We start from the raw sequence: 19,726 nt of genomic DNA on the forward strand, positions 1-19,726 counted from the left end.
ACACACTCGACGTGAATGGAGGATTTGCGTGTCCAGGGCGTATGTTTCCCAGGCTTTATGGAATTTGGATCAGGTCATTGCCCGGCCATGTCGGTGCCCGCGGAAGGTGCGGGAAACTGGCGCTTTTCCAGAGCTTGGGTAAAGGAGGGAAAGCCCCGCGCCCATCCGGCCGCGAAGGACAAAAGGACACGAGGATTGGCCGAGCACGAGAGTTCCGCAAGCCAGGCCGACCGGCGCGCCCAGATCGTCGCCGCCGCCCGTGCGCAGATCGCGCAGAGCGGCACGCTGCAGCTCGGCATCGCGCCACTGACCGAATCGCTGGGGATCAGCACGTCGCTGTTCTGGACCTATTTCGCGAATGGCGATGCGCTGGTGGCGGCAGTGTTCGGCGAGTTGATCGACGAATTGCACGCGGCCGGCCTTGCCCGTGCGGCGCGGGATGGCGATGCCGGCGATCGGTTGCTGCGTTGCGCGCGGATCTATCTGAAGTTCCTGTCCGGCGGCGGCTTGCCACTGACCTATTTCGTGCAAGGGGATGCGCTGGCCCATCTGGGCAGCCATGTGTCGGACCGGTTGCGCGCCGATCTGCGGCAATTGCTGCGCGCGCTGCGCCGGGATTTCAGCCTTTCGGTGCGCGAGGGGTTTGCATGGATCGAAATGCTCGCCGCCATTCCGGAGGAGCTGGGCCGGATGGTCGGCGCCGATGCCCTCACCCCCGACATGGCGGGCGAGATTTGCGACACGTTGATCGGCGCGGCGATCGACGCGGTTCGCCCTATTGCGCGGTCCCGTCCGCCCGCGTGAGAGCCGCGACCGCGCGGGTGCCCGCGATGACCGTCGCGAGGCAGAGCCGCGCCACGTCCCAGGAATCGTGCCGGTTCGCCGCGACCATGCCGCCCGCGCGCATGCACACCTGCGTCAGCGCCGCATTGGTCGCCTGCGCCCGCGCGTCGGGTGCCGTGCCGTCCGCGTGGATCGCGGCCAGGATCTGGCTGCGCGCGCGGGCGCTGGCGATGGCGCGTTCGTCGCGCAGCCCTTCGCGCACCTCCGGCAATTGCATCAAGGATTGCAGCAAAGGCCCGCGCAACGCCGCCTCGTGCAGATAGCCGGTAATCGACAGGACGAGCCGTTCGCGCGGATCATGGCCGCGCGGCTGGCGCGAGGGGCGCCCCGGCCCGCCCCGCCGCAATTCGCGATAGGCCAGCGCCATCAGCAATTCGCGCCGCCCGGCATAGCAATTATGGGCCTGCGCCTCGCTGATCCCCGCATCGCGGGCCACCTGGCGCAGCGAGATTTCGCGCGGGCCGCGCGTCCGCGCGATCTCCGCCGCGATGTCGAGCAGATGTTCGCGCCGGCGCGCAATGGGCATGCGCGTGCGTTTCGGCGCGGCATCCCCGCCGCCCGTTGCCACGCTGGGAAGCGGCGGCTTCTCGACCGTGTCGCGCCCCTTCGCGGACCAGAACGCGCGCGGCGGGCGCGGCACGTCCATCCGGTCGCAAAGCCGGGCGAAACCGGTGGGCGACATCCCGATCCGCGCCGCCGCCTGCGCAAGCGGCGCCTCCCACGCCAGCGCGTAAAGCTCCTCCCGCGAGGGGCGGGCGGCGGCGGATGTCACGTCGGTGTCACGGGCCTGGCTCATGGTGGTGCCGATTATGGGCGCATTCGCCGTCTTTGCCAAATCGGATCATCCGTTTTGACGGGAGCTTTCGCGGCGCTGTCCCGTTATGGTTTCGTCTCGCCCGCCCGTCCCCGAACAAGTCCGAGAGAGCATCATGACCGATCCGAGCCGCAGCGCGACCATTTGGGGCGGGGGCATGTCCGCGCGGATCGATGCCGATGGCGCACAGCTCATGACGCTCGACGACGATGCGGCGGGGCCGCTGCTCTGGGATGGCGATCCGCAATTCTGGACCGGGCGCTCGCCGATCCTCTTTCCCGTCATTGGCTGTGTGGCCGGGAATGCCTACCGGCTCGACGGGCGCGAATATCCGATGACGAAGCATGGGTTCGCGCGCGACAATCGCTTCGCCCTCGACATGGTCGCGGCGGACCGTGCCCGTTTCACCCTCACCGAAAATGCGCGGCCCGGCGCCGACTATCCGTTCGCGTTCGCGCTTTCCCTGACCTATGCGCTGGACGAGGGCGGGCTTTCGATGACGGCGCACATCGCCAATCGCGGCGATCGGCCCATGCCGGCGAGTTTCGGCTTCCATCCCGCCCTGCGATGGCCGCTTCCCTATGGCGGGGAGCGCGAGGACCATGCCGTGGTGTTCGCCGATGCAGAGCCTGAACCGATCCGCAGGCTGAATCCCGATGGCCTGCTTCGGGATGAACGCATTGCGACGCCGGTGGACGGCGACACGTTGATCCCCCGCGACGCGATGTTTGCAGAGGATGCGCTGATCTTCGATGCATTGCGGAGCCGGCGCGTGCTGTTCGGCGTGCCGGGGCGGACGCGGCTGGAGGTTGGCTTCGACGATTTTTCGGTGCTCGGCATCTGGACCAAACCGGGGGCGCCGTTCCTGTGCATCGAACCGTGGCAGGGCATCGCCGATCCGGTCGGCTTCGACGGCGACATTTTTGCAAAGCCCGGCATCATGGCCATCGCGCCCGATGACACCCGCACGCTCACCATGACCATCAGGAAACGACCCGTATGACCGATCTTTCGCAATCCATCGCCATCGTGACCGGCGGCGCATCGGGCATCGGGCGCGCCTGCGTAATGGCGCTCAACGAATCCGGTGCGCGCATCGTCTTCACCTATCATTCGGAGGAGGACACCGCGCAGGACATCGCGGCCAAAACCGGCGCCATCCCGGTGCAGACCGACGTCGGCGACGAGGATGCGGTCGCATCGCTCTTCGCCCGGTGCGAGGAGGAATTCGGCACGCCGACCCTGCTCGTCAATTCGGCGGGGCTGAACATGAGCGGGACCTGCCTCGTCGACATGGAGCTTGCGCATTTCGACAAGGTGGTGCGCACCGATCTTTATGGCCCGTTCCTCACCTGCCGCGCCTTTGCCCGCGCGGCGAAGGGGGGCGGGCGCATCGTCAATATCTCCTCCATTCACGAGGATGCACCGCGGGCGGGCGCGGTCGATTACGACGCGGCGAAGGGCGGGCTGGCGCAATTGACCGCGACGCTCGCGCTCGAACTCGCGCCGCGGCGCATCGCGGTGAACGGGGTCGCGCCCGGCATGATCCTGACGCCGATGAACGCGGAGGCGATGGATGACGAAGAGGTCCGCCGCAAGGCCGAGGCGAACATCCCGTGGGGCCGCGCCGGCACGCCTGAGGAGGTGGCCGCCCTGGTCGTGTTCCTGCTATCCCCCGCGGCGGATTACATCACCGGCGCGACCGTCACCATCGACGGCGCGTTGTCACAGGTGGTCGCGCCCGGCGCCTGAATGCGGGCGGTGAACGCGGGGGTTCAGCCGTTCGTTTCGGCGTCGGTGCGCTTCACCGTCTTGTGCTCATCCTCGATCAGCCCGCGTTTCCAGTAGCTGGAGAGATAGAGCCGGTCGGGGGCGAGGGCGCGTTCCTTGCGCAGATATTCGCGCAGACCCTTCATGCTCTCGAACTCGCACGCGGCCCAGGCATAGGACAGGTCGTCCGGAAACGGCGCGCCGCGCACCGCGTCGATCAGCATCGCGGGATTTTCGCCCAGATCGGGATCCACGAGCCAGTGGATCGCGACCCCCTCGGGCGCCGCGATCTGCTGCCGGTCGGCTTCGTCCCGGATGGCGATGAATGCCGTCCCGGTCGCATCGCGGCGCGCCCGCTCCAGATTGACGGCAATCGCGGGCAGGGCGGTCATGTCCCCCGCGATGAGGAACGGCCCGGCCGTATCGGGAAGCGGTTTCGCAGCGCCCGGCCCGCCGACTTGGATCGTGTCGCCCACCGCCGCCGTCATGGCCCAGCGCGTCGCCGGCCCGCTCTCCGCATCCTCGCCATGCAGAGCGAAATCGATGTCGAGCCTGTTGGCATGGTGGTGCCGGATGGTGTAGGTGCGCACGCGCCGCGCGTCCCCTTCCTCGATCATCAGCTTGACATAGCCGCCGTCCTGTTCGGCGGGAAACCCCTCCATCCCGGCGCCGCCGACGGTGACGCGATGCATGTTCGGGGTCAGGCGGCGGCTGTCCATCACGGTCAGCAGGCGGGGTTCGGGGCGGGCCATGGGCGGTTCCTTGTCTTCGCTATGTGCGGCGTCATGCAGAAGGGGCCGCCGGGACGCAATGCCGCGCCGCGTATCATTGCGTCGCAGCATCCTCCCGCCCGCCCGGCGTGCCCACCGCGGCCTGGAACGCGACATGCGCATTGGCGAGCGCGGCTTCACTGTCGATGAGCGACTGGCGGCTGGCGATGAGCTGGCGCTGCGCGTCGAGCACGTCGAACAGCGAGGTCAGCCCTTCGCGATAGAGCGCGTTCGACTGGCCGAGCGCGGTCTCGCTCTGCTCGATCGCCTCGCTCAGCGCGTCGATCCGCTGCCCATAGGCGTCGATGGCGACCAGCGCGTTTTCCACCTCGCGCAGCGCATCGAGGAAGGTCGCGCGATATTCGGCAAGCGTTGCATCCGCCTCTGCCTCCGCCGCCGCGACTTCGGCCCGGCGGCGCCCCCCGTCGAAGATCGGCACGTCGAGCGCGGCGCCCAGGCCCAGAAGGAAATTCCCGAACAGCCCGCCCAGCGTCCCGTCACCGAGCACCAGATTGCCCGGAATGGTCAGCGAGGGGCGCAGGTCCGCACGCTCGATCCCGATATCCGCCGCCGCCCGCACGAGCCTTGCCTCCGCCGCGAGAATGTCGGCGCGTCGGCGCAGCAGATCCGCCGGCACGCCCGCATCGGGTCCGCGCGTGAATACCGGGATCCCGGCGGACAGCGACGGCGGCGCAAAGGCACCCGGCGCCTCGGCGAGCAGCACGGCCAGCGTGTTGGCGGCATCGGCCCGCGATATGGCGATGAGCCCGCGCCGCGCCTGCGTCTGGGCAAGGTCCGCCGCGGCGCGACGCACGTCGAGATTGGCGGCAAGCCCCGCCTCGTACCGCAGCGTCACGATGCGCAGCGTCTGCTCCTGCAGGCCGGTCGACTGGTCGAGCAGTTCGAGCTGCGCCCCGGTGCGGCGATATTCGATATACTGGCTGGCGATGGCGGCAGCGACGAGGCGGCGCCGGTCGGCGAGGACATAATCGGCCTCGGCGTAATCGGCGGCGGCGGCGCGGATTTCGGCGGCCAGCCTGCCGTTTATGTCGGGATTGAACGCCGCCAGCAGCCCGGCCGCGCCATCCACCGTGCTGTCGCCCGAAAGCGACACGCCCGCCTCCGCCGTGCCGTCGAGCCGGGGCAGGCGATCGGCCCGTTCCGCACGCAGCAGCGCGGCCGCGGCGGCCAGCCGGTCGCCCGCCGCGTCAATGTCGAGATTGGCGGCCAGCCCCCTCTCGATCAGCGCGGCCAGCACCGGATCGTCGAAGCCCTGCCACCATTCTTGCCCCAGGCCGGATGGCGGCAGGTCGCCCGCATATTCGGGCGGGGCGGAGACGACCGGGGGCGGCACGACGACCGGCGCGGTGGCACAGGCGCACAGGGCGAGCGCCGCGACGTACGGCGGGATGTGGCGCAATATCATGCCGGCGCGCCTATCGCATCGGTATCGCTGGCCTCGATCTCCTCGCGCAGGCGGTTCGCCTCCACATTGCGCGGCGTCTCGAACCGGGCGAGGGCGAGATAGATCACCGGCGTCAGGAACAGCGTGAAGATCCCCGCCAGCCCCAGTCCGCCGAAAATCACCCAGCCGATCGATTGCCGCGCCTCCGCGCCCGCCCCGCTCGCGAGGATGAGCGGCACCGCGCCCAGCACGGTGGAGATCAGCGTCATGGCAATCGGGCGCAGGCGGATCGCGGCGGCTTCCTCCACCGCTTCGCGCACGTCGCGGCCCTCCTGCCGCAGCTGGTCGGCGAATTCCACGATCAGGATGCCGTTCTTCGCCATGAGCCCGATGAGCATGACCAGCCCGATCTGCGAATAGATGTTGAGCGATATGCCCGACAGGAACAGTGCGAACACCGCCGCCGCCAGCGCGAACGGCACGGTCAGCACGACGACCAGCGCGCTGGTCAGGCTTTCGAATTGCGCGATGAGCACGAGGAATACGATGACGAGCGCGAAGCCATAGGTCAGCAAAAGGTCGTTCGACGTTTCATCGAGGCTCTCCGCCTCCCCCTGCAGCAGCATGTCGATGCCGGGCGCCACCGTTTCGTCTGCGAGCCGCTCGATTTCATCCACCGCGTCGCGCAGCGGGGTGCCCGGCGCGATGTCGGCGCCGATCTCGATCGCGCGGCGCTGTTCCGTGCGGTCGAGTTCCGCCGCGATGCCCTGCTCGTCGAACCGCGTCACGCTGGAGAGCGGGATGAGCGCGTCGCCCGTGCCGCGCACGTAGATATTGGAAAGGTCGGACGGCCCGCTCACGCTGACCGCCGGGGTGGTGAGGAACACGGGCACGGCCTGGTCCCCGACGTTGAGATCGACGAGATCGTCGCCGCCCACCATCGCGCGCAGGGCCTGCGATATATCGTCGAGCGCCACGCCGAGATCGGCGGCGCGTTGCCGGTCGATGCGGATCGACAATTGCGGCTGCGTCGGTTGGTAAGAGACGTCGGCATTGGACAGGATCTCCGATTGCGTGTCGATCGCGGCGGCCAGCGCCTGCGCCGATTCGTAGATGTCGGGATATTCCGCACCGGTCAGCGCCACCTCGATCCCGTCGTCCCCGCCGCCGAAGCTCAGCGTGCCGCGACCCCGCGCACTGGCCCGCGAACCGGGAATATCCTCCAGCGGTTCATTGAGCGCCTCGACGATCGCGGTCTGGCTGCGGTCCCGCGCGTCCCAGTCGGCAAGCTGTGCCGTGACGCGAATGCGGTTGGGGTCCCACTGGCCGACGACGGAAAACGTGCTCCTGATCTCGCCGCTTTCGAGATAGGGGGCGAGCACCTGCTCGATCTCGTCCATTTCGCGGTCCATGAAATCGATACCGACCCCGTCCGGCCCGCTGGCATCGACGGTGATGACGCCGCGATCCTCGTCCGGGACCAGCTCGTTTTCAAGCTGCGTATAGAGCAGCCCCGCCGCGACGGCGAGCACGACCGACACGATGCCGACGAGCCGGGGCCGGTCGAGGCACCGCTTCAACCCGCTCTCATACCGATGCGTCACCGCGGTGCCCCAGCGCGACAGCCGGCCCGGCGCCTCGTCCCCGCTCGTCAGGTCGAACCGCGAGGCCAGCGCGGGCACGAGGCTCAACGCGACGAAGCTCGATATGATGACCGCGACCGCCAGCACGAAGCCGAATTCGCGAAACAGCCGCCCGGCCTCCGACGGCAGGAAGCTGATCGGCACGAACACCGATACCAGCACGGCGGTGGTGGCGATCACGGCAAAGAACACCTGCCGCGTGCCGACGACGGCGGCCGCACGACGCCCCATGCCAGCATTCTGCAACCGCTGCGCATTTTCGAGGACCACGATCGCATCGTCCACGATGAGCCCCGTCGCCAGCACCAGCGCCAGCAGGGTCAGCAGATTGACCGAGAACCCCATCATCCAGATGCCCGCGATCACGCCGACCAGCGCGACGGGAATGGTGGCACTCGGCACGATGGTGGGCCGCCAGGCGCGAAAGAACAGCAGCATCGTGCCGATCACCACCGCGATCGTGAAGGCGAGCGTGATCAATACCTCGCGCACCGAGATGCGGATGAATTCGGCATCGTCGGACACGACCTCGATCCGGATGTCGTCGAACCGTTCGTTGAGCGTGTCGACCCCGTCGCGGATCGAATCCGAAATCTGGATCGTGTTCGAACTCGCCTGCCGCACCACACCCAGCCCGATGATCGGCCGCCCGTCCATCCGCACGAAATTCGTCGCATTGGCAGGCGCGAACCCCGCATCGGCCACGTCGCCGACCCGGATATTGCCCGCGATCACGACATTCTCGATCCGTGCGGGCGAGGTGGCGCTGGCCTCCGCCCGCACGATCAGCTCCTGCGCATCGGAACGGAACGAGCCGACCGGCACGTCATAGGGCGCGGTGCGCAGCGCATCGGCGACATCGACGATGGTAAGGCCGAACCGGTTCAGCCGCGCCGGGTCCACCGACACGCGCATCTGCCGCGGGCGGGTGCCGAATTCCTCGATGCTGGCCACGCCTTCTGCGGTGAGCAGTTCGGGCACGATGTCGTTCTCGACGATCTGCGTCAGCTGCGCCTGATCGTAGCGGGTGGATTGCACCGCCAGCGTCATGATCGGCTGCGCGTCCTGATCCGCCTTCACGATGCGGACCTGTTCGACGCGTTCGGGCAATTCGCGGGTGACGCGGGCGACCGCCTCGCGCACGTCGCTGGCTGCGGTGTCGAGATCGACGCCGGGGTTGAACTCGGCCCTGATGAACGAATTGTTCTCCTCGCTCGACGCGCTGATCTGCCGCACGCCGGACACGCGCGCGACCGCATCCTCAAGCACGCTCGTCACCTCGGCATCCATGGTTTCGGGCGCGCCGCCGGGCAGGGTCGCGCTCACCGACACGATGGGCCGGTCGACGTCGGGAAGCTCGCGCACCTCCACGCCGAGCAGGGCCGCGATCCCCGCGATCACGATGAGGAGGTTGAGCACACCGATGAGCAGCGGCCGCCGGACCGCGAGCATGGGAAGGCCGGACTTATTCTCCATCGCGGCCTGTGTCATCGCCGCCTGTGTCATCGCCGCGCGACAAGGTGACATCCTGCCGGGCGGGGCCGCGCGGCTGCACGAGGCGGATGTCCTGACCATCGCGGATCTTCTGCACCCCTTCGACGATCACGCGATCATCGCGCGACAATGGCGCATCGACAAAGACCATGCCGTCGCGCCGCGCGGTGATGGTGACGGGCACGCGCACCGCCTTGCCCCCGCGCACGACGAAGAGATGCGATCCCTCTCCGCCCCAGACGATCGCCTGTTCGGGCACCGCCGGGCGCGCCTCGCCATTGCGGGTGAAATTGACACGGAAACTCATGCCCGGACGCAGGCGGTCGCCATCGTTGGGGATCGCGGCGCGGACGATGAAATCGCGGCTGTCGGCGGAAATGCGGCTGTCGGTGGCGATGACGCGCGCATCGATGGTGCGGTCGGGGTCGGAAAAGGGCGTGACCTGGATCACCTGACCGGGTTGCAGCGCGCTGAAAATCGCCTCGGGCGCGGGGAAATCGACGTAGAGCGTGCCTCGGCGGTCGATGCGCGTGATCGGCGTGCTGTCGTTGACGCGGTCGCCGCGGTCCACTTCGGTAAGCCCGACATGGCCCGAAAACGGCGCCCGCACCGTCCGGTCATAGAGCGCGGTCTGCGCCTGTTCGAGTGCGACGCGGGCCGATGCGAGGGCGGTTTCGCCGGTCTCGATCTGGCTTTCGGAAAGCGCGCCCGTATCCTCGATCCGGCGATAGCGGGCGAGCAGCTGGTCCGCCTCCCGCACATCGACGCGCGCGGCCTCCACCGCGAGCCGCTCGGCCCGCGAATCGAGGCGGAGGAGCGGCGCGCCCTCGCGCACGTAATCGCCGGCGGAAAACAGCACCTCGGTCACGCGGCCCTGCGTTTCGGGGAAGATTTCGGCGGATGTGGCCGCGCGGGCCGACCCGATCGCCTCGATCTCCAGCGTTTGGGGGAGGGTGCGTATGGCCTGTGCGACGACGGCCACGGGCGCCCGCTCCTGCGCGGCTTCCTCCCCCGAACAGGCGGAGAGCATGACGAGCCATGCGATGCAGAGCAGCCGGAAGTGCGATGGGACCATGTGCGTAGCCCTAACGCCTTGTGGCGATAGGGCAAAGCGATTGTGTCGGGATTGCCGCCCGGTCCGCATGCAGAGTAAATCGTAATGCAAATCACTTGCAACAAGCACGGCAAATGGTAAGGACGCCGCCGCACGCCCAAGAACCGGAGACTTTCGCAAATGACCGCCGTGACCCCGTTCCTCCTCGCCACCGCCGCGGCGTCTGCTGCCAGCGGCGCCGCCACCGGGGCCGCCGATGATTTTCAGCCGCGCGACGAGATCGTGGTGACCGGCGTGCGCTCCGAAGGGAGCGACGATTACGCGGTCAAGGAGCAGCGCACCGCGACCCGCCTCCCGCTGAGCCAGAAGGAAACGCCGCAGTCGGTGAGTGTCGTGACCCGCGCGCAGATCGAGGATTTTCAGCTCAACGACGTCAACCAGCTGCTGACCACCGTGCCCGGCGTCAGCGTGCTCGCCGCCGAGACGGACCGCGTCTACTACTCCGCGCGCGGTTTCGATATTCAAACGTTTCAGATCGACGGCGTGGGCCTGCCCTTTGCCTTCGGCATTCAGACAGGTTCGATCGACACGGCGATCTACGACCGGGTGGAGGTCGTGCGCGGCGCGACCGGGCTTTTGTCGCCGACGGGCAATCCCTCCGCGCTGATCAATTTCGTGCGCAAGCGGCCCTACCGCGATTTTCAGGCGGGGGTGAGCGGGCAATACGGCTCCTTCGATCACAAGCGCATCGACGCCGATGTCAGCGTTCCGCTCACCAATGATGGCAGCGTGCGGTTCCGCGGCGTGGGCGCGTGGCTCGATACCGGGAGCCATCTCGACCGGTACGAACTCGAACGCTGGACCGGATATGGCATCGTGGAGGCCGATCTCGGCCCCGATACGGTGGTGAGCGGCGGCTACGCGCATCAGGACCATCAAAGCCGGGGCGCGCAATGGGGCGCGATCCCGCTCACCTATACCGACGGCACGCGCATCGCGTTCGACCGGTCGGCGAATACCGGGCCGGAATGGTCGGGCTGGGGCGTGATCGACCGGCAGATCTTCGGCGACATCACCCATGATTTCAACGAGGACTGGTTCGTGCGCGGGACGATCATGCGCCGCGCGGCGAGCGAGGCGGACGAGATCTTCTACGTCTATGGCACGCCCGATCGCGACACCGGGCTCGGCATTTTCAGCTATCCGGGCAAATTCGGGGGGGAGACGCGCAACATAACCGTCGACGCGCATGTCGGCGGCAAGGTTTCGGTCGCCGGGCGCGAGCACGAGGTCATGTTCGGCGGTGTACGCGGCACGCAGGATTACGTGCAGTCGTCGGCCTATGACAATGCCGCCCGCAACATTTCGATTCCGGTCGATCAACTGTTCGACGGCACGTTCCCCCGGCCCGACTTTCCCGAGTTGGAGGAAAGCCTGAACGTGGAATCGAAGCGGGAGAGCCTTTACGGTCTCGTCCGGCTCAACCCCGCCGATGCGTTCAAGCTCATGGTCGGCGGCAGCTACTCCCACGCGGAGAGCGAGGGCGTATCCTATGGCGCGCCGCAAAATTTCGACGAAAGCAAGCTGCTGCCCTTCGTCGGGGCGACCTTCGACCTGACGCCGACGATCTCCGCCTATGCAAGCTATACGACGATCTTCAATCCGCAGATCGAGTATTTCGACATCGACAATCGCCGGCTCGACCCGATCACCGGCGACAATATCGAGGCCGGGCTGAAAGGCGAATGGATGGGCGGCCGCCTGTTCGCGAGCGCGGCGATCTACCGCGCGAATCAGAACAACGTCGCCGAGGCCGCCGGGTTCGACGAGGCGCTCGGCCGGCAGATCTACAAGGGCGTCGATGCGAAATCCGAAGGGATCGAGGCGGAAATCGCCGGCTCGCCCATCGAAGGCCTGCAACTCACCGGCGGCATCAACGTGATGCGCGTGCGGGGCGAGGATGGCGAAGCTGTCCGCACCTTCGTTCCGCGCAACACGGTGCGGCTGAACGCGGTGTGGACGCCGCAGATGCTCGACGCGCTCAAACTCGGCGCATCGGTGCAGTATCAGAGCGATTTCTACTACGAACCGGGGCGGCAGTCTGTCACCACGGGCGAGGAGGTGCGGATCACGCAGGGCGGCTATGCGCTGGTGAACCTGATGGGGTCCTATGCGCTGACCGACAATATCGGGCTCGCCGTGAACGTCCGGAACGTGACGAACGCGAAATATCTGTCCTCGCTGACGTTCGATCAAAGCTATTACGGGGCGCCGCGTTCCGTGCTCGGCACGATCAGCTTCGGGTTCTGAGCCGTGATCGCGGCGCCTCTTCTCCTGATCCTCGTGGCCGTGGCGCTGGTGCGCGCGGGATGGGGCCGGGATCGCCGGTTGTCGCATGGCGGCTGGGCGCTGGGCGTGGGGGCGCTGATATGGTGTGCGCTGCTCGACGGGGCGTGGGGCGTCGCGGTGGGCGCGACGCTCGGCGTGGCGGCGGCGATGGCCATCGTGCTGTTCGTCGCGGCGACCGCCCCGGCCCGCCGGAGCCCGCAACGCGCCGGGGCGCCGCGGTCGGACAGGATGGCCACGCTTTCCACCCGTCCCGCCGACCTTGCACTGGGCCGGCGGCTCGCCGTTTTTGCCCTGACCGTGCCGGTGTCGTTCCTCGCCGCGCAATGGTTCGCATTTGCATGTAATGCCGCTATGAAGGGGGATGCCCCGCTCGAGGCGAATTCGGTCGCGACCATGTTCATGGTGCAGCCGCTCGTCTGGGCCGGATTGATGACGTGGCAATTGTGTCAGCGCGGCCCGGCGGAGATGATCCGCCCGCCGCTGCTGGTTGCGGCCATCGGCGCACTCATATGGATATTTGCATGACCACTGCCACCCGCGACAAAAGCCTCGTTCAACGCGCCCTGTCGGGGCATGCCGCGATCGGCCTCATCGCAGGGGCGCTGATCTATCTCATCGCGGTGACCGGCACGCTGGTCGTCGTGCTCGAACAATGGCAGCGCTGGGAACAGCCCGATATTGCCGAGAGCGCGGGCCTCACCCCGCAGGCGGCGCAGGCGTCGATCCCGAATGTCCGTGCGCAGGAGGCGGATATGACGCCGACCGCGCATCTCTATATCCGCATGCCGAACGCGGCGCTGCCCCGGCCCGTCGTCACCACCGACAACAAGGCGTGGTATATCGATGGCGAGGGGCGCATCGCCGGGCGCGAGGGACACAGCTGGACCGAGATGGTCGCCGCGCTGCATTACAACCTCACCCTGCCGGTCATCTGGGGCATGATCCTGGTCGGCGCGCTGGGCGTGGCGCTGGCGGCGTTGCTCGTCACGGGGGTCGTCGCCCATCCCAAGATCTTCAAGGATGCGTTCCGCCTGCGTGCCCGCGCCGAACCGCAACTGGCGCGGACCGACTGGCACAACCGGCTGGGCGTGTGGACGCTGCCCTTCACGCTGATGGTGACGCTCACCGGTGCGTTCATCGGGCTGAGCTATACGAGCGTCGGCACGCTGGCGCAGAGCTATACCGGCGGGGCGATGGACCCTGTTTACGCGACGATATTCGGGGCAGAGCCAGAACATGATCCCGCGCCCGCGCCGATGGCGAACATCGCCCGCGCGATGGAGACCGTCGCCGCCCGTTTCCCGGATGCAGAGCCGACCTATATCGTCGTGCACGATCCCATGACGCAGGGGCAGTTCGTGCAGGTCATCGCCGAACATCCGCGCCAGCTCATCTATGGCGAGGTGTACAGTTTCGACGGTGCGGGCAGCTATCTCGGCAAGGTCGGGCTGTCGGACGGTGCGCTCGGCCGGCAGGCGGCGGCGTCGACCTATAACCTGCATTTCGGCAATTATGCCGGACTCCCGGTGCAGCTGGCCTATATCGCTTTCGGCATCGCGCTTTGTGTCATCACCGCGACGGGCACGACGATGTGGCTGCGCAAGCGGCGGCGCAAGGGGCACGACATCGCGCGCATGGCGGCGGCATGGGCCATGACCGTGTGGGGCATTCCGCTGGTGCTGGTGCTGGTCGCGGCGCTGCGCTTTGCGGGCGGGCCTGACATGCCGGTGGTGGCGGCGTTCTGGGGCCTGCTCGGTGCCGGGCTGATCGCAGCAGCTGCGTGGCCGGCGCTGTTTTCGGATGCGGCGATGCGCCGCGTGCTCGGCATTGCGATGATCGCGGGCGCGCTGCTCCATCTCGTGTGGTTCGGCGGCGGCGCGCCCGGCGTGGTGGCGATGAACCTTGCGATCCTGGCGACTGGCGCCGTCATCTGGCGCCCGGGGCTGCGCACGGCCGGTGTGGCGGCGCCGCGAACGGGCCGGCCCGAAACCGCCTGACCCCGATCGGCTGGACCGGGATCAGGCGCGAGGGGTCAGGCGCGAGGGATCACGCAGGGTTGCGGGCGAACACGCCGAAGCCGCCGATGATCGCGTAGCAAACCGCCGGCAGTATCAGCGCATAGGACAGCCCCCCGGTGATGTCGGCCAGCGCGCCGGTCGCGAGCGGGATGATCGCCCCGCCGCAGATCGCCACGTTGATGATGCCCGACCCGTCCGCCGCGCGCGGGCCCAGCTTCTCGCACGCGAGCGAGAAGATCGTCGGGAACATGATTGAATTCATGAGCCCGACGGCGAGCAGGCTGTAACCGGCAAGCGAACCCTGCGAGAACAGGGACAGCGCGATGAGCAGGATCGCCCCCGTGGCATTGACGGCAAGGATCTTGCCCGGGCTGAACATGCGCAGCGCCCACGAGCCGATGAAACGCCCGACCATCGCCCCGCCCCAGTAGATTCCGATCATCCAGCCCACGGCGCTCTCGGGCTGTCCCAGCACGCGGTCGAGCGCGAGATAGTTGATGATGACCGACCCGATCGACACTTCCGCCCCGACATAGAGGAAGATGCACAAGGCGCCGAAGCCGAAACGCTTGCGCTTCAACAGGTCCAGCCCGGCGAGGCCGGAGGACGCCTCGTGTCGTTCCCCCTTCAACCGGTCGCGGAACAGCCACACGGCCAGCGCGACGATGCCGATCATCACCGCCAGCGCGAGATAGCCGTGCCAGATCGCCTCGCCCTCCGCCTGGCGATAGGCACGCAGCGCCTCGCCCGAAAGCGTGGCCGGATCGACCTCCGCCAGGCTGCCGAGGAGCACCGCCGCGCCCACGAGCGGGAAGACCGTCGTGCCGAGCGAATTGAACGCCTGCGCAAAGGTCAGCCGGCTATGCGCGGTCTTCTGCGGGCCGAGCAGGCTGATCAGCGGATTGGCCACGACCTGCACGATCACCACCCCGCTCGCCAATACGAACAGGGCGAGCAGGAACAGGCCGAAGGTTGCGCCCTGGCTCGCCGGGATGAACAGCAGGCAGCCCGCCATCATGGTGACAAGTCCAAAGGTCGCGCCGCGCATGTACCCAATGCGCTTGATCAGCTTCGAGCCCGGAATGCCGATGATCGCATAGGCGGCGAAGAAGCAGAACTGCACCAGCATCGCCTGCGTGTAATTGAGCGTGAACAGCTCCTTGAGCTTGGGAATGAGCACGTCGTTGAGCGACGTGATCCCGCCAAAGATCAGGAACAGCCCGAACATGAAATATTGCAGCCCCCCTGCATCCACCGGGCGGCCCGTGTCCTCGATCGGTTGCGGATCGGTGCTGCTCGATACGTCGGGGGCAAGTGCCATCAAAGCGTTCCTCGTCATGATATTCGGCCGCGAAGGCCCAAGCATGGCCGGGCTGGATTACAACGTCAAAAAGTGCAAGCGGTATCGGCGGCGATTTCGGCTCTTTCCACACGCGAAATGCGCATGGTGAATGCGCCTTGCGTGGCAAAGCCGATGCTTTTCGCCGCGGTGTCGAGACATTGCGCGGTCAGGATCATCTCGCGCCATCCCTTGCCCGCCGCGACGCGCAGGTGGTCGGTGATGTCGATCCGCTGCTCCCCGTTCAGGAGATGGACCGGTGCCGTCGGGGCATCCGTCACCTGATACGCGATGCGATAGGCGGCCGCCTCCGCCGGCTGTTCGAGGACGAGGCGCGATCCGGGGGCAAAGCGGATTTCGCGGGCGTCTTCCTGTGCGTCGCGGTCGTATCCGCGCGCGGTGATGCCGCCCTCGCTCCCGATGAGATTGGGCAGCGCGCCTTCGCCGGCGCGGGCCACGACCCCCTGGGCGAGCCGACCCGACCCGAATAGCTGCGCGGACGGTCCCTCCGCCAGCGCAGCGCATTCTTCGGGGAGCGGGGCCAGCGGTGCCGTATCGGACAGATTGCGCCCGTAGCCGACCGGGAAGAGCGTGCCCTCGCCGCCGTTCACGGGCGTCCCGGCGCAGCGCGCGGGCCAGCTGAACGACAGGCGCCCGGTCGCCGGGACCGCGCCATACAGCACGTCGGCGATGCCCGCGCCCTCGCTCCCCGGAAGCCAGGACGCAACGAATGCATCGGATGCATTGAGCTCGCGATTGACCCAGAGCGGACGCCCCGACAGGAACACCCCCACCGTGGGCACTCCCGCTGCGCGAAACCGGCGCAGCGCGTTCAGCCCGGCTTCGTCGCGAAACGCCAGATTGGTCCGGTCGCCCGCGAATTCGGCATAGGGATCCTCGCCGAACACCACGATCGCCACGTCCGCGCCGTCCACGGCCCCATCGCCCTGCATCCCATCGCCCTGCATCAATGTCGCGGTGCCGCCGCCGCGCTGCGCATGCAACGCGATCCCGTCGAAAATGGTCGTCGCATTGGGGAACCGCGCATTGGTCAGATCGCCGCCACCCTGCCAGGTGAGCGACCAGCCGCCCGATTGCTTGGCAATGTCGTTTGCGCCCGATCCGGCCACGACGACGCGCGCGCCCGGCCTGATCGGGAGGATGCCGTCATTCTTCAGGATCACCTGCGATTTCGCCACGGCCTCGCGCGCAAGGGCGCGATGTTCGGGCGAGGCGAGCCTGTCATAACGCCCGGCAAGGGGGCGCGCCGACGGACGCCGCGCATCCGGCCCGAGCAGCCCGGCACGATATTTCACGCGCAGCACGCGGGCGACCGCCTCGTCCAGCCGCGCGGTGGGGATCGTCCCGTCGTTCACCTGCGTGATGAGCGTGTCGAGCAATCCCTTCCAGTCGTCGGGCACCATGTAGATGTCCAGCCCGGCGAGCAGCGCCTGCGGACAATCGGTGACGGTGCAACCGGCGATCTGTCCGTGCCCGTTCCAGTCACCGACGACCAGCCCGTCGAACCCCATCTGTCCGCGCAGCACATCGGTGAGCAGCGGCTTGTTCCCGTGCATCTTGCGCCCGTTCACCGAATTGAAGCTGGCCATGATGGCGGCCACGCCCGCATCGATCGCGGCGGGATAGGGGCGACCGTGCAGGGCGAGGAGCGCGTCGATATCGCCGTTCACATCGCCCTGGTCGACGCCATTGGTGGTGCCCCCATCGCCAAAGAAATGCTTCGCCGTGGCGATCACGTGGGGACCGTGCAGGTAATCTGCGCCCGCCGGATCACCCTGCAATCCGCGGACCAGCGCCGCGCCCATCGTGGCGACGATGTCGGGATTTTCCGAATAGCTCTCATACGTCCGGCCCCAGCGATCGTCGCGCGCGACCGCCACGGTGGGCGAGAAGTTCCAGTCGATGCCCGTCACCGCGATTTCGGCGGCGGTGGCTGCGCCGATCCGCTGCACGAGGCCGGCGTCCCTTGTTGCGCCGAGGCCGATATTGTGCGGAAACAGCGTCGCGCCGACGATGTTCGAATGGCCATGCACGGCATCCGTGCCCCACATGGTCGGCACCGCCGGCTCGCCGCCTGGAAGCGGGCGCACCGATGCATCATACATCGTGTCGGCGAGCGCGAGCCATTCCGACGCCGGCGCGTATTCGTCGCCGCCCGGCCCGCCATTGCCGCCGTTGAGATAGCTGCCGAAACGATAGCGGGCCATGTCCTCGGGGGTGAAGGAGTTGATCTGCGGCTGGATGAGCTGCGCGACCTTGCGTTCCACGCTCATGCGCGAAAGCAGGTCGGCGACGACGGCATCCTCGCCATCGCGTTCGGTCGTGGCCGGTTCGGCGGCGGTCGCGGATGCGGGGCGCTCCATCGTCGCGCAGCCGGGCAAGGCCGCGGTGGCAAGCAGCAGGGCGGCGAATTGCGGAAACGGTTTCATGGCTGAGAATCCCTTGGTTGCGGGCACTGGGGCCGCGGGTGCGGACACGCACGAAGCATCGCGCCATGGCCGGCGAAGTGGACGCCGCCCCTTCGCGCCATGCGCGCAGTCGCTTCTGTATCACGGAAATTGCGGGGAGCACGCGCGACGGCAATGCCGGCAACCGCCGGAGCGAGGGCGATCACAGCCACGGCGAACCCGGTCGCGGTGGTGTTACGATCATTACGCGCATGGTTCTCCCTTCGCTCGTCGAATCGTTGCGTCCGACGTCACGCATGTCGACATAACCACAATTGTGAACGCTCACAATCCGAAAAACGGGGAGCGTTCACAGCGCCGCGATCCGCTGCTATCTACCGCATGGGAAGAGGAACTCGCGTGCGAAGGACAAGACGATCGGCGATGAACGATGCCGGCACGGCGGCCCATGGCGGGGACGAATGAACGCGTCCGGCATAAGGTTTCGCCGGGCATGCCGTGCGCTGCGCCGGCACGCCCCGTGCGCACCTCTTGTAACATGGCGATGACGGTTTCCGCCGCGCGGCTTTCGGCGGGGCCGGGTGTCTTTCGCTACGTGCTGGCCTTCATGGGCGGGCATGTCGCCTTCGTGCCCCTGCTCGTCCTGCTGCTCCCGCGCAGGGTCGAGGCGGGCGACGCTGCCGATCCGGTCGCAGCGCTCAGCATCCTTCTCGTCATCGGCGGGGTGGTCGCCAGCATCGCCAATATCGTCGCGGGCCGGTTGAGCGACCGCGCCTTTGCGCAGGTGGGCAGCCGGCGGGGCATGATCACGCTCGGCCTCGCACTTGTCTGTGCGAGCTATGCTCCCTTTGCGCTGTCGTCCGGGTTTGCGGCGCTGTGTGCCGCGATCATCGCGTTTCAGGTCGCGGTGAACGTGCTGCTTGCCCCACTCGGTGCATTGCTGGCCGATTATGTGGAGGATGCACGCAAGGGCCGCGTCGCCGGCCTGCTGAGCGCGGCCCTGCCCCTGTCCTATGGCGTTCTCGCGGTGCTGGGCTGGGCGTTTCCGCGCGACGCGGACCTTGCCTTTGCCGCGACCGCCGTGATCACCGCCGTGCTGGTGCTTCCGCTTCTGCTCGCCTGGCCGTTCGGGCGGGGGAGCGCCGGTGACCCGCCGGCGCTTGCCGCACCGATCGGCGCGGGGGCGGGCAGGGACCGGCGCAGCGTGCCGCGGGACTTCGCAATGGCCTTTGTCGCGCGGCTCGCCATGCAATGCGGTGCGGTGCTGGTGCTGTCCTATGTTTTCTTCTATCTCGAGGGGCTGGCCGCGCGCATCGGGCCGCCGCCGGGCGGGACGACGACGGCGGCGCTGGCGCTGCTCTCGGTGCTGGCGCTGTGTGCATCGGCGCTTGCCTCGGTCGTCGCGGGGCTGGCATCGGACCGGCTCGGCCAACGGCGCGGGCCACTCATGGCGTGCTGCGCGCTGGCGGCGGCGGCGCTTGCGCTCATGGCGGGGGCGCCGGGGTGGTGGGCGATCTTCCTGTCCTATCCGCTCTTCAATGCGGGGTTGAGCGGTTTTGTCGCGCTCGACGCCGCGCTTGTCGGACAGCTTGTCGCGGGCGACACGCGGCGCGGCTTCTGGCTCGGAATCATGAACCTTACCAACACCGTGCCGGCGATCGCGGTGCCGCTGCTCACCCTGCTTTATGCCGCGGGCGATGCGATGGCCGTGTTCTTCCCCGCGTTTCTGGCAAGTGCTGCGTGCGCCGCGATCATTGCGATTGCCTGCGTGGCGGCGATCCGGTCCATCGACTGATCG

At 67.8% G+C, this 19,726-nt stretch carries 14 protein-coding genes; 7 read left to right on the forward strand and 7 right to left on the reverse strand.

Annotated elements, in window-relative coordinates; all coding sequences use genetic code 11:
- Positions 1-195 precede the first annotated feature (195 nt).
- A complete protein-coding gene (locus tag Q0897_RS09120; RefSeq protein ID WP_299309018.1) occupies positions 196-804 on the forward strand; it encodes a TetR/AcrR family transcriptional regulator in 609 nt (202 codons plus the stop codon).
- On the opposite strand, the gene Q0897_RS09125 is transcribed toward Q0897_RS09120, so the two are convergent.
- Positions 776-1,639: a TetR/AcrR family transcriptional regulator gene (locus Q0897_RS09125; RefSeq protein WP_299309019.1), complete on the reverse strand. Its 864-nt coding sequence runs from the start codon at positions 1,637-1,639 to the stop codon at positions 776-778. The genes Q0897_RS09120 and Q0897_RS09125 overlap by 29 nt on opposite strands.
- 133 nt (positions 1,640-1,772) lie before the next feature.
- Between Q0897_RS09125 and Q0897_RS09130 the strand changes: the two genes are divergently transcribed.
- Entirely contained in the window at positions 1,773-2,660 is an 888-nt protein-coding gene (locus Q0897_RS09130) for an aldose 1-epimerase family protein (RefSeq protein WP_299309020.1), read from the forward strand.
- A complete protein-coding gene (locus Q0897_RS09135) occupies positions 2,657-3,409 on the forward strand; it encodes an SDR family oxidoreductase (protein WP_299309021.1) in 753 nt (250 codons plus the stop codon). Before Q0897_RS09130 ends, Q0897_RS09135 begins: the two co-directional genes overlap by 4 nt.
- Positions 3,410-3,432: 23 nt before the next feature.
- On the opposite strand, the gene Q0897_RS09140 is transcribed toward Q0897_RS09135, so the two are convergent.
- The 4 genes from Q0897_RS09140 to Q0897_RS09155 form a co-directional block, all read right to left on the reverse strand.
- Positions 3,433-4,179: a siderophore-interacting protein gene (locus Q0897_RS09140; protein ID WP_299309022.1), complete on the reverse strand. Its 747-nt coding sequence runs from the start codon at positions 4,177-4,179 to the stop codon at positions 3,433-3,435.
- 73 nt (positions 4,180-4,252) lie between these two features.
- Positions 4,253-5,623: an efflux transporter outer membrane subunit gene (locus Q0897_RS09145; protein WP_299309024.1), complete on the reverse strand. Its 1,371-nt coding sequence runs from the start codon at positions 5,621-5,623 to the stop codon at positions 4,253-4,255.
- Positions 5,620-8,736, reverse strand: a complete 3,117-nt coding sequence (locus tag Q0897_RS09150; protein ID WP_299309025.1) for an efflux RND transporter permease subunit — start codon at positions 8,734-8,736, stop codon at positions 5,620-5,622. The genes Q0897_RS09145 and Q0897_RS09150 overlap by 4 nt, the downstream gene beginning before the upstream one ends.
- Positions 8,711-9,814, reverse strand: a complete 1,104-nt coding sequence (locus Q0897_RS09155; protein WP_299309026.1) for an efflux RND transporter periplasmic adaptor subunit — start codon at positions 9,812-9,814, stop codon at positions 8,711-8,713. The genes Q0897_RS09150 and Q0897_RS09155 overlap by 26 nt, the downstream gene beginning before the upstream one ends.
- A 159-nt stretch (positions 9,815-9,973) precedes the next feature.
- Between Q0897_RS09155 and Q0897_RS09160 the strand changes: the two genes are divergently transcribed.
- Genes Q0897_RS09160 through Q0897_RS09170 form a run of 3 tightly spaced genes read left to right on the forward strand, consistent with a single transcriptional unit; the run spans position 9,974 to position 14,139 of the window.
- Positions 9,974-12,103 carry a TonB-dependent siderophore receptor gene (locus Q0897_RS09160; protein ID WP_299309028.1) on the forward strand — a complete coding sequence of 710 codons (2,130 nt, stop codon included), beginning with the start codon at positions 9,974-9,976 and terminating at the stop codon, positions 12,101-12,103.
- Positions 12,104-12,106: 3 nt separating this feature from the next.
- Positions 12,107-12,667 carry a hypothetical protein gene (locus Q0897_RS09165; protein WP_299309029.1) on the forward strand — a complete coding sequence of 187 codons (561 nt, stop codon included), beginning with the start codon at positions 12,107-12,109 and terminating at the stop codon, positions 12,665-12,667.
- Positions 12,664-14,139 (forward strand): PepSY-associated TM helix domain-containing protein, encoded by a 1,476-nt coding sequence (locus Q0897_RS09170; RefSeq protein WP_299309031.1) that lies wholly within the window; start codon positions 12,664-12,666, stop codon positions 14,137-14,139. The genes Q0897_RS09165 and Q0897_RS09170 overlap by 4 nt, the downstream gene beginning before the upstream one ends.
- Positions 14,140-14,188: 49 nt before the next feature.
- On the opposite strand, the gene Q0897_RS09175 is transcribed toward Q0897_RS09170, so the two are convergent.
- Both Q0897_RS09175 and Q0897_RS09180 read right to left on the reverse strand, forming a co-directional pair.
- Complete coding sequence (locus tag Q0897_RS09175; RefSeq protein ID WP_299309033.1) at positions 14,189-15,481, reverse strand: sugar MFS transporter; 1,293 nt, start codon at positions 15,479-15,481, stop codon at positions 14,189-14,191.
- 65 nt (positions 15,482-15,546) lie between these two features.
- Positions 15,547-17,949 (reverse strand): glycoside hydrolase family 3 protein, encoded by a 2,403-nt coding sequence (locus Q0897_RS09180; protein WP_299309035.1) that lies wholly within the window; start codon positions 17,947-17,949, stop codon positions 15,547-15,549.
- A 517-nt stretch (positions 17,950-18,466) separates the two neighbouring features.
- Here Q0897_RS09180 and Q0897_RS09185 point away from each other — a divergent pair.
- A complete protein-coding gene (locus Q0897_RS09185; protein WP_299309036.1) occupies positions 18,467-19,723 on the forward strand; it encodes an MFS transporter in 1,257 nt (418 codons plus the stop codon).
- The last annotated feature ends 3 nt before the right edge of the window (positions 19,724-19,726 follow it).

The organism is uncultured Croceicoccus sp. (genome assembly GCF_947496385.1).
Classification (GTDB): Bacteria; Pseudomonadota; Alphaproteobacteria; order Sphingomonadales; family Sphingomonadaceae; genus Croceicoccus.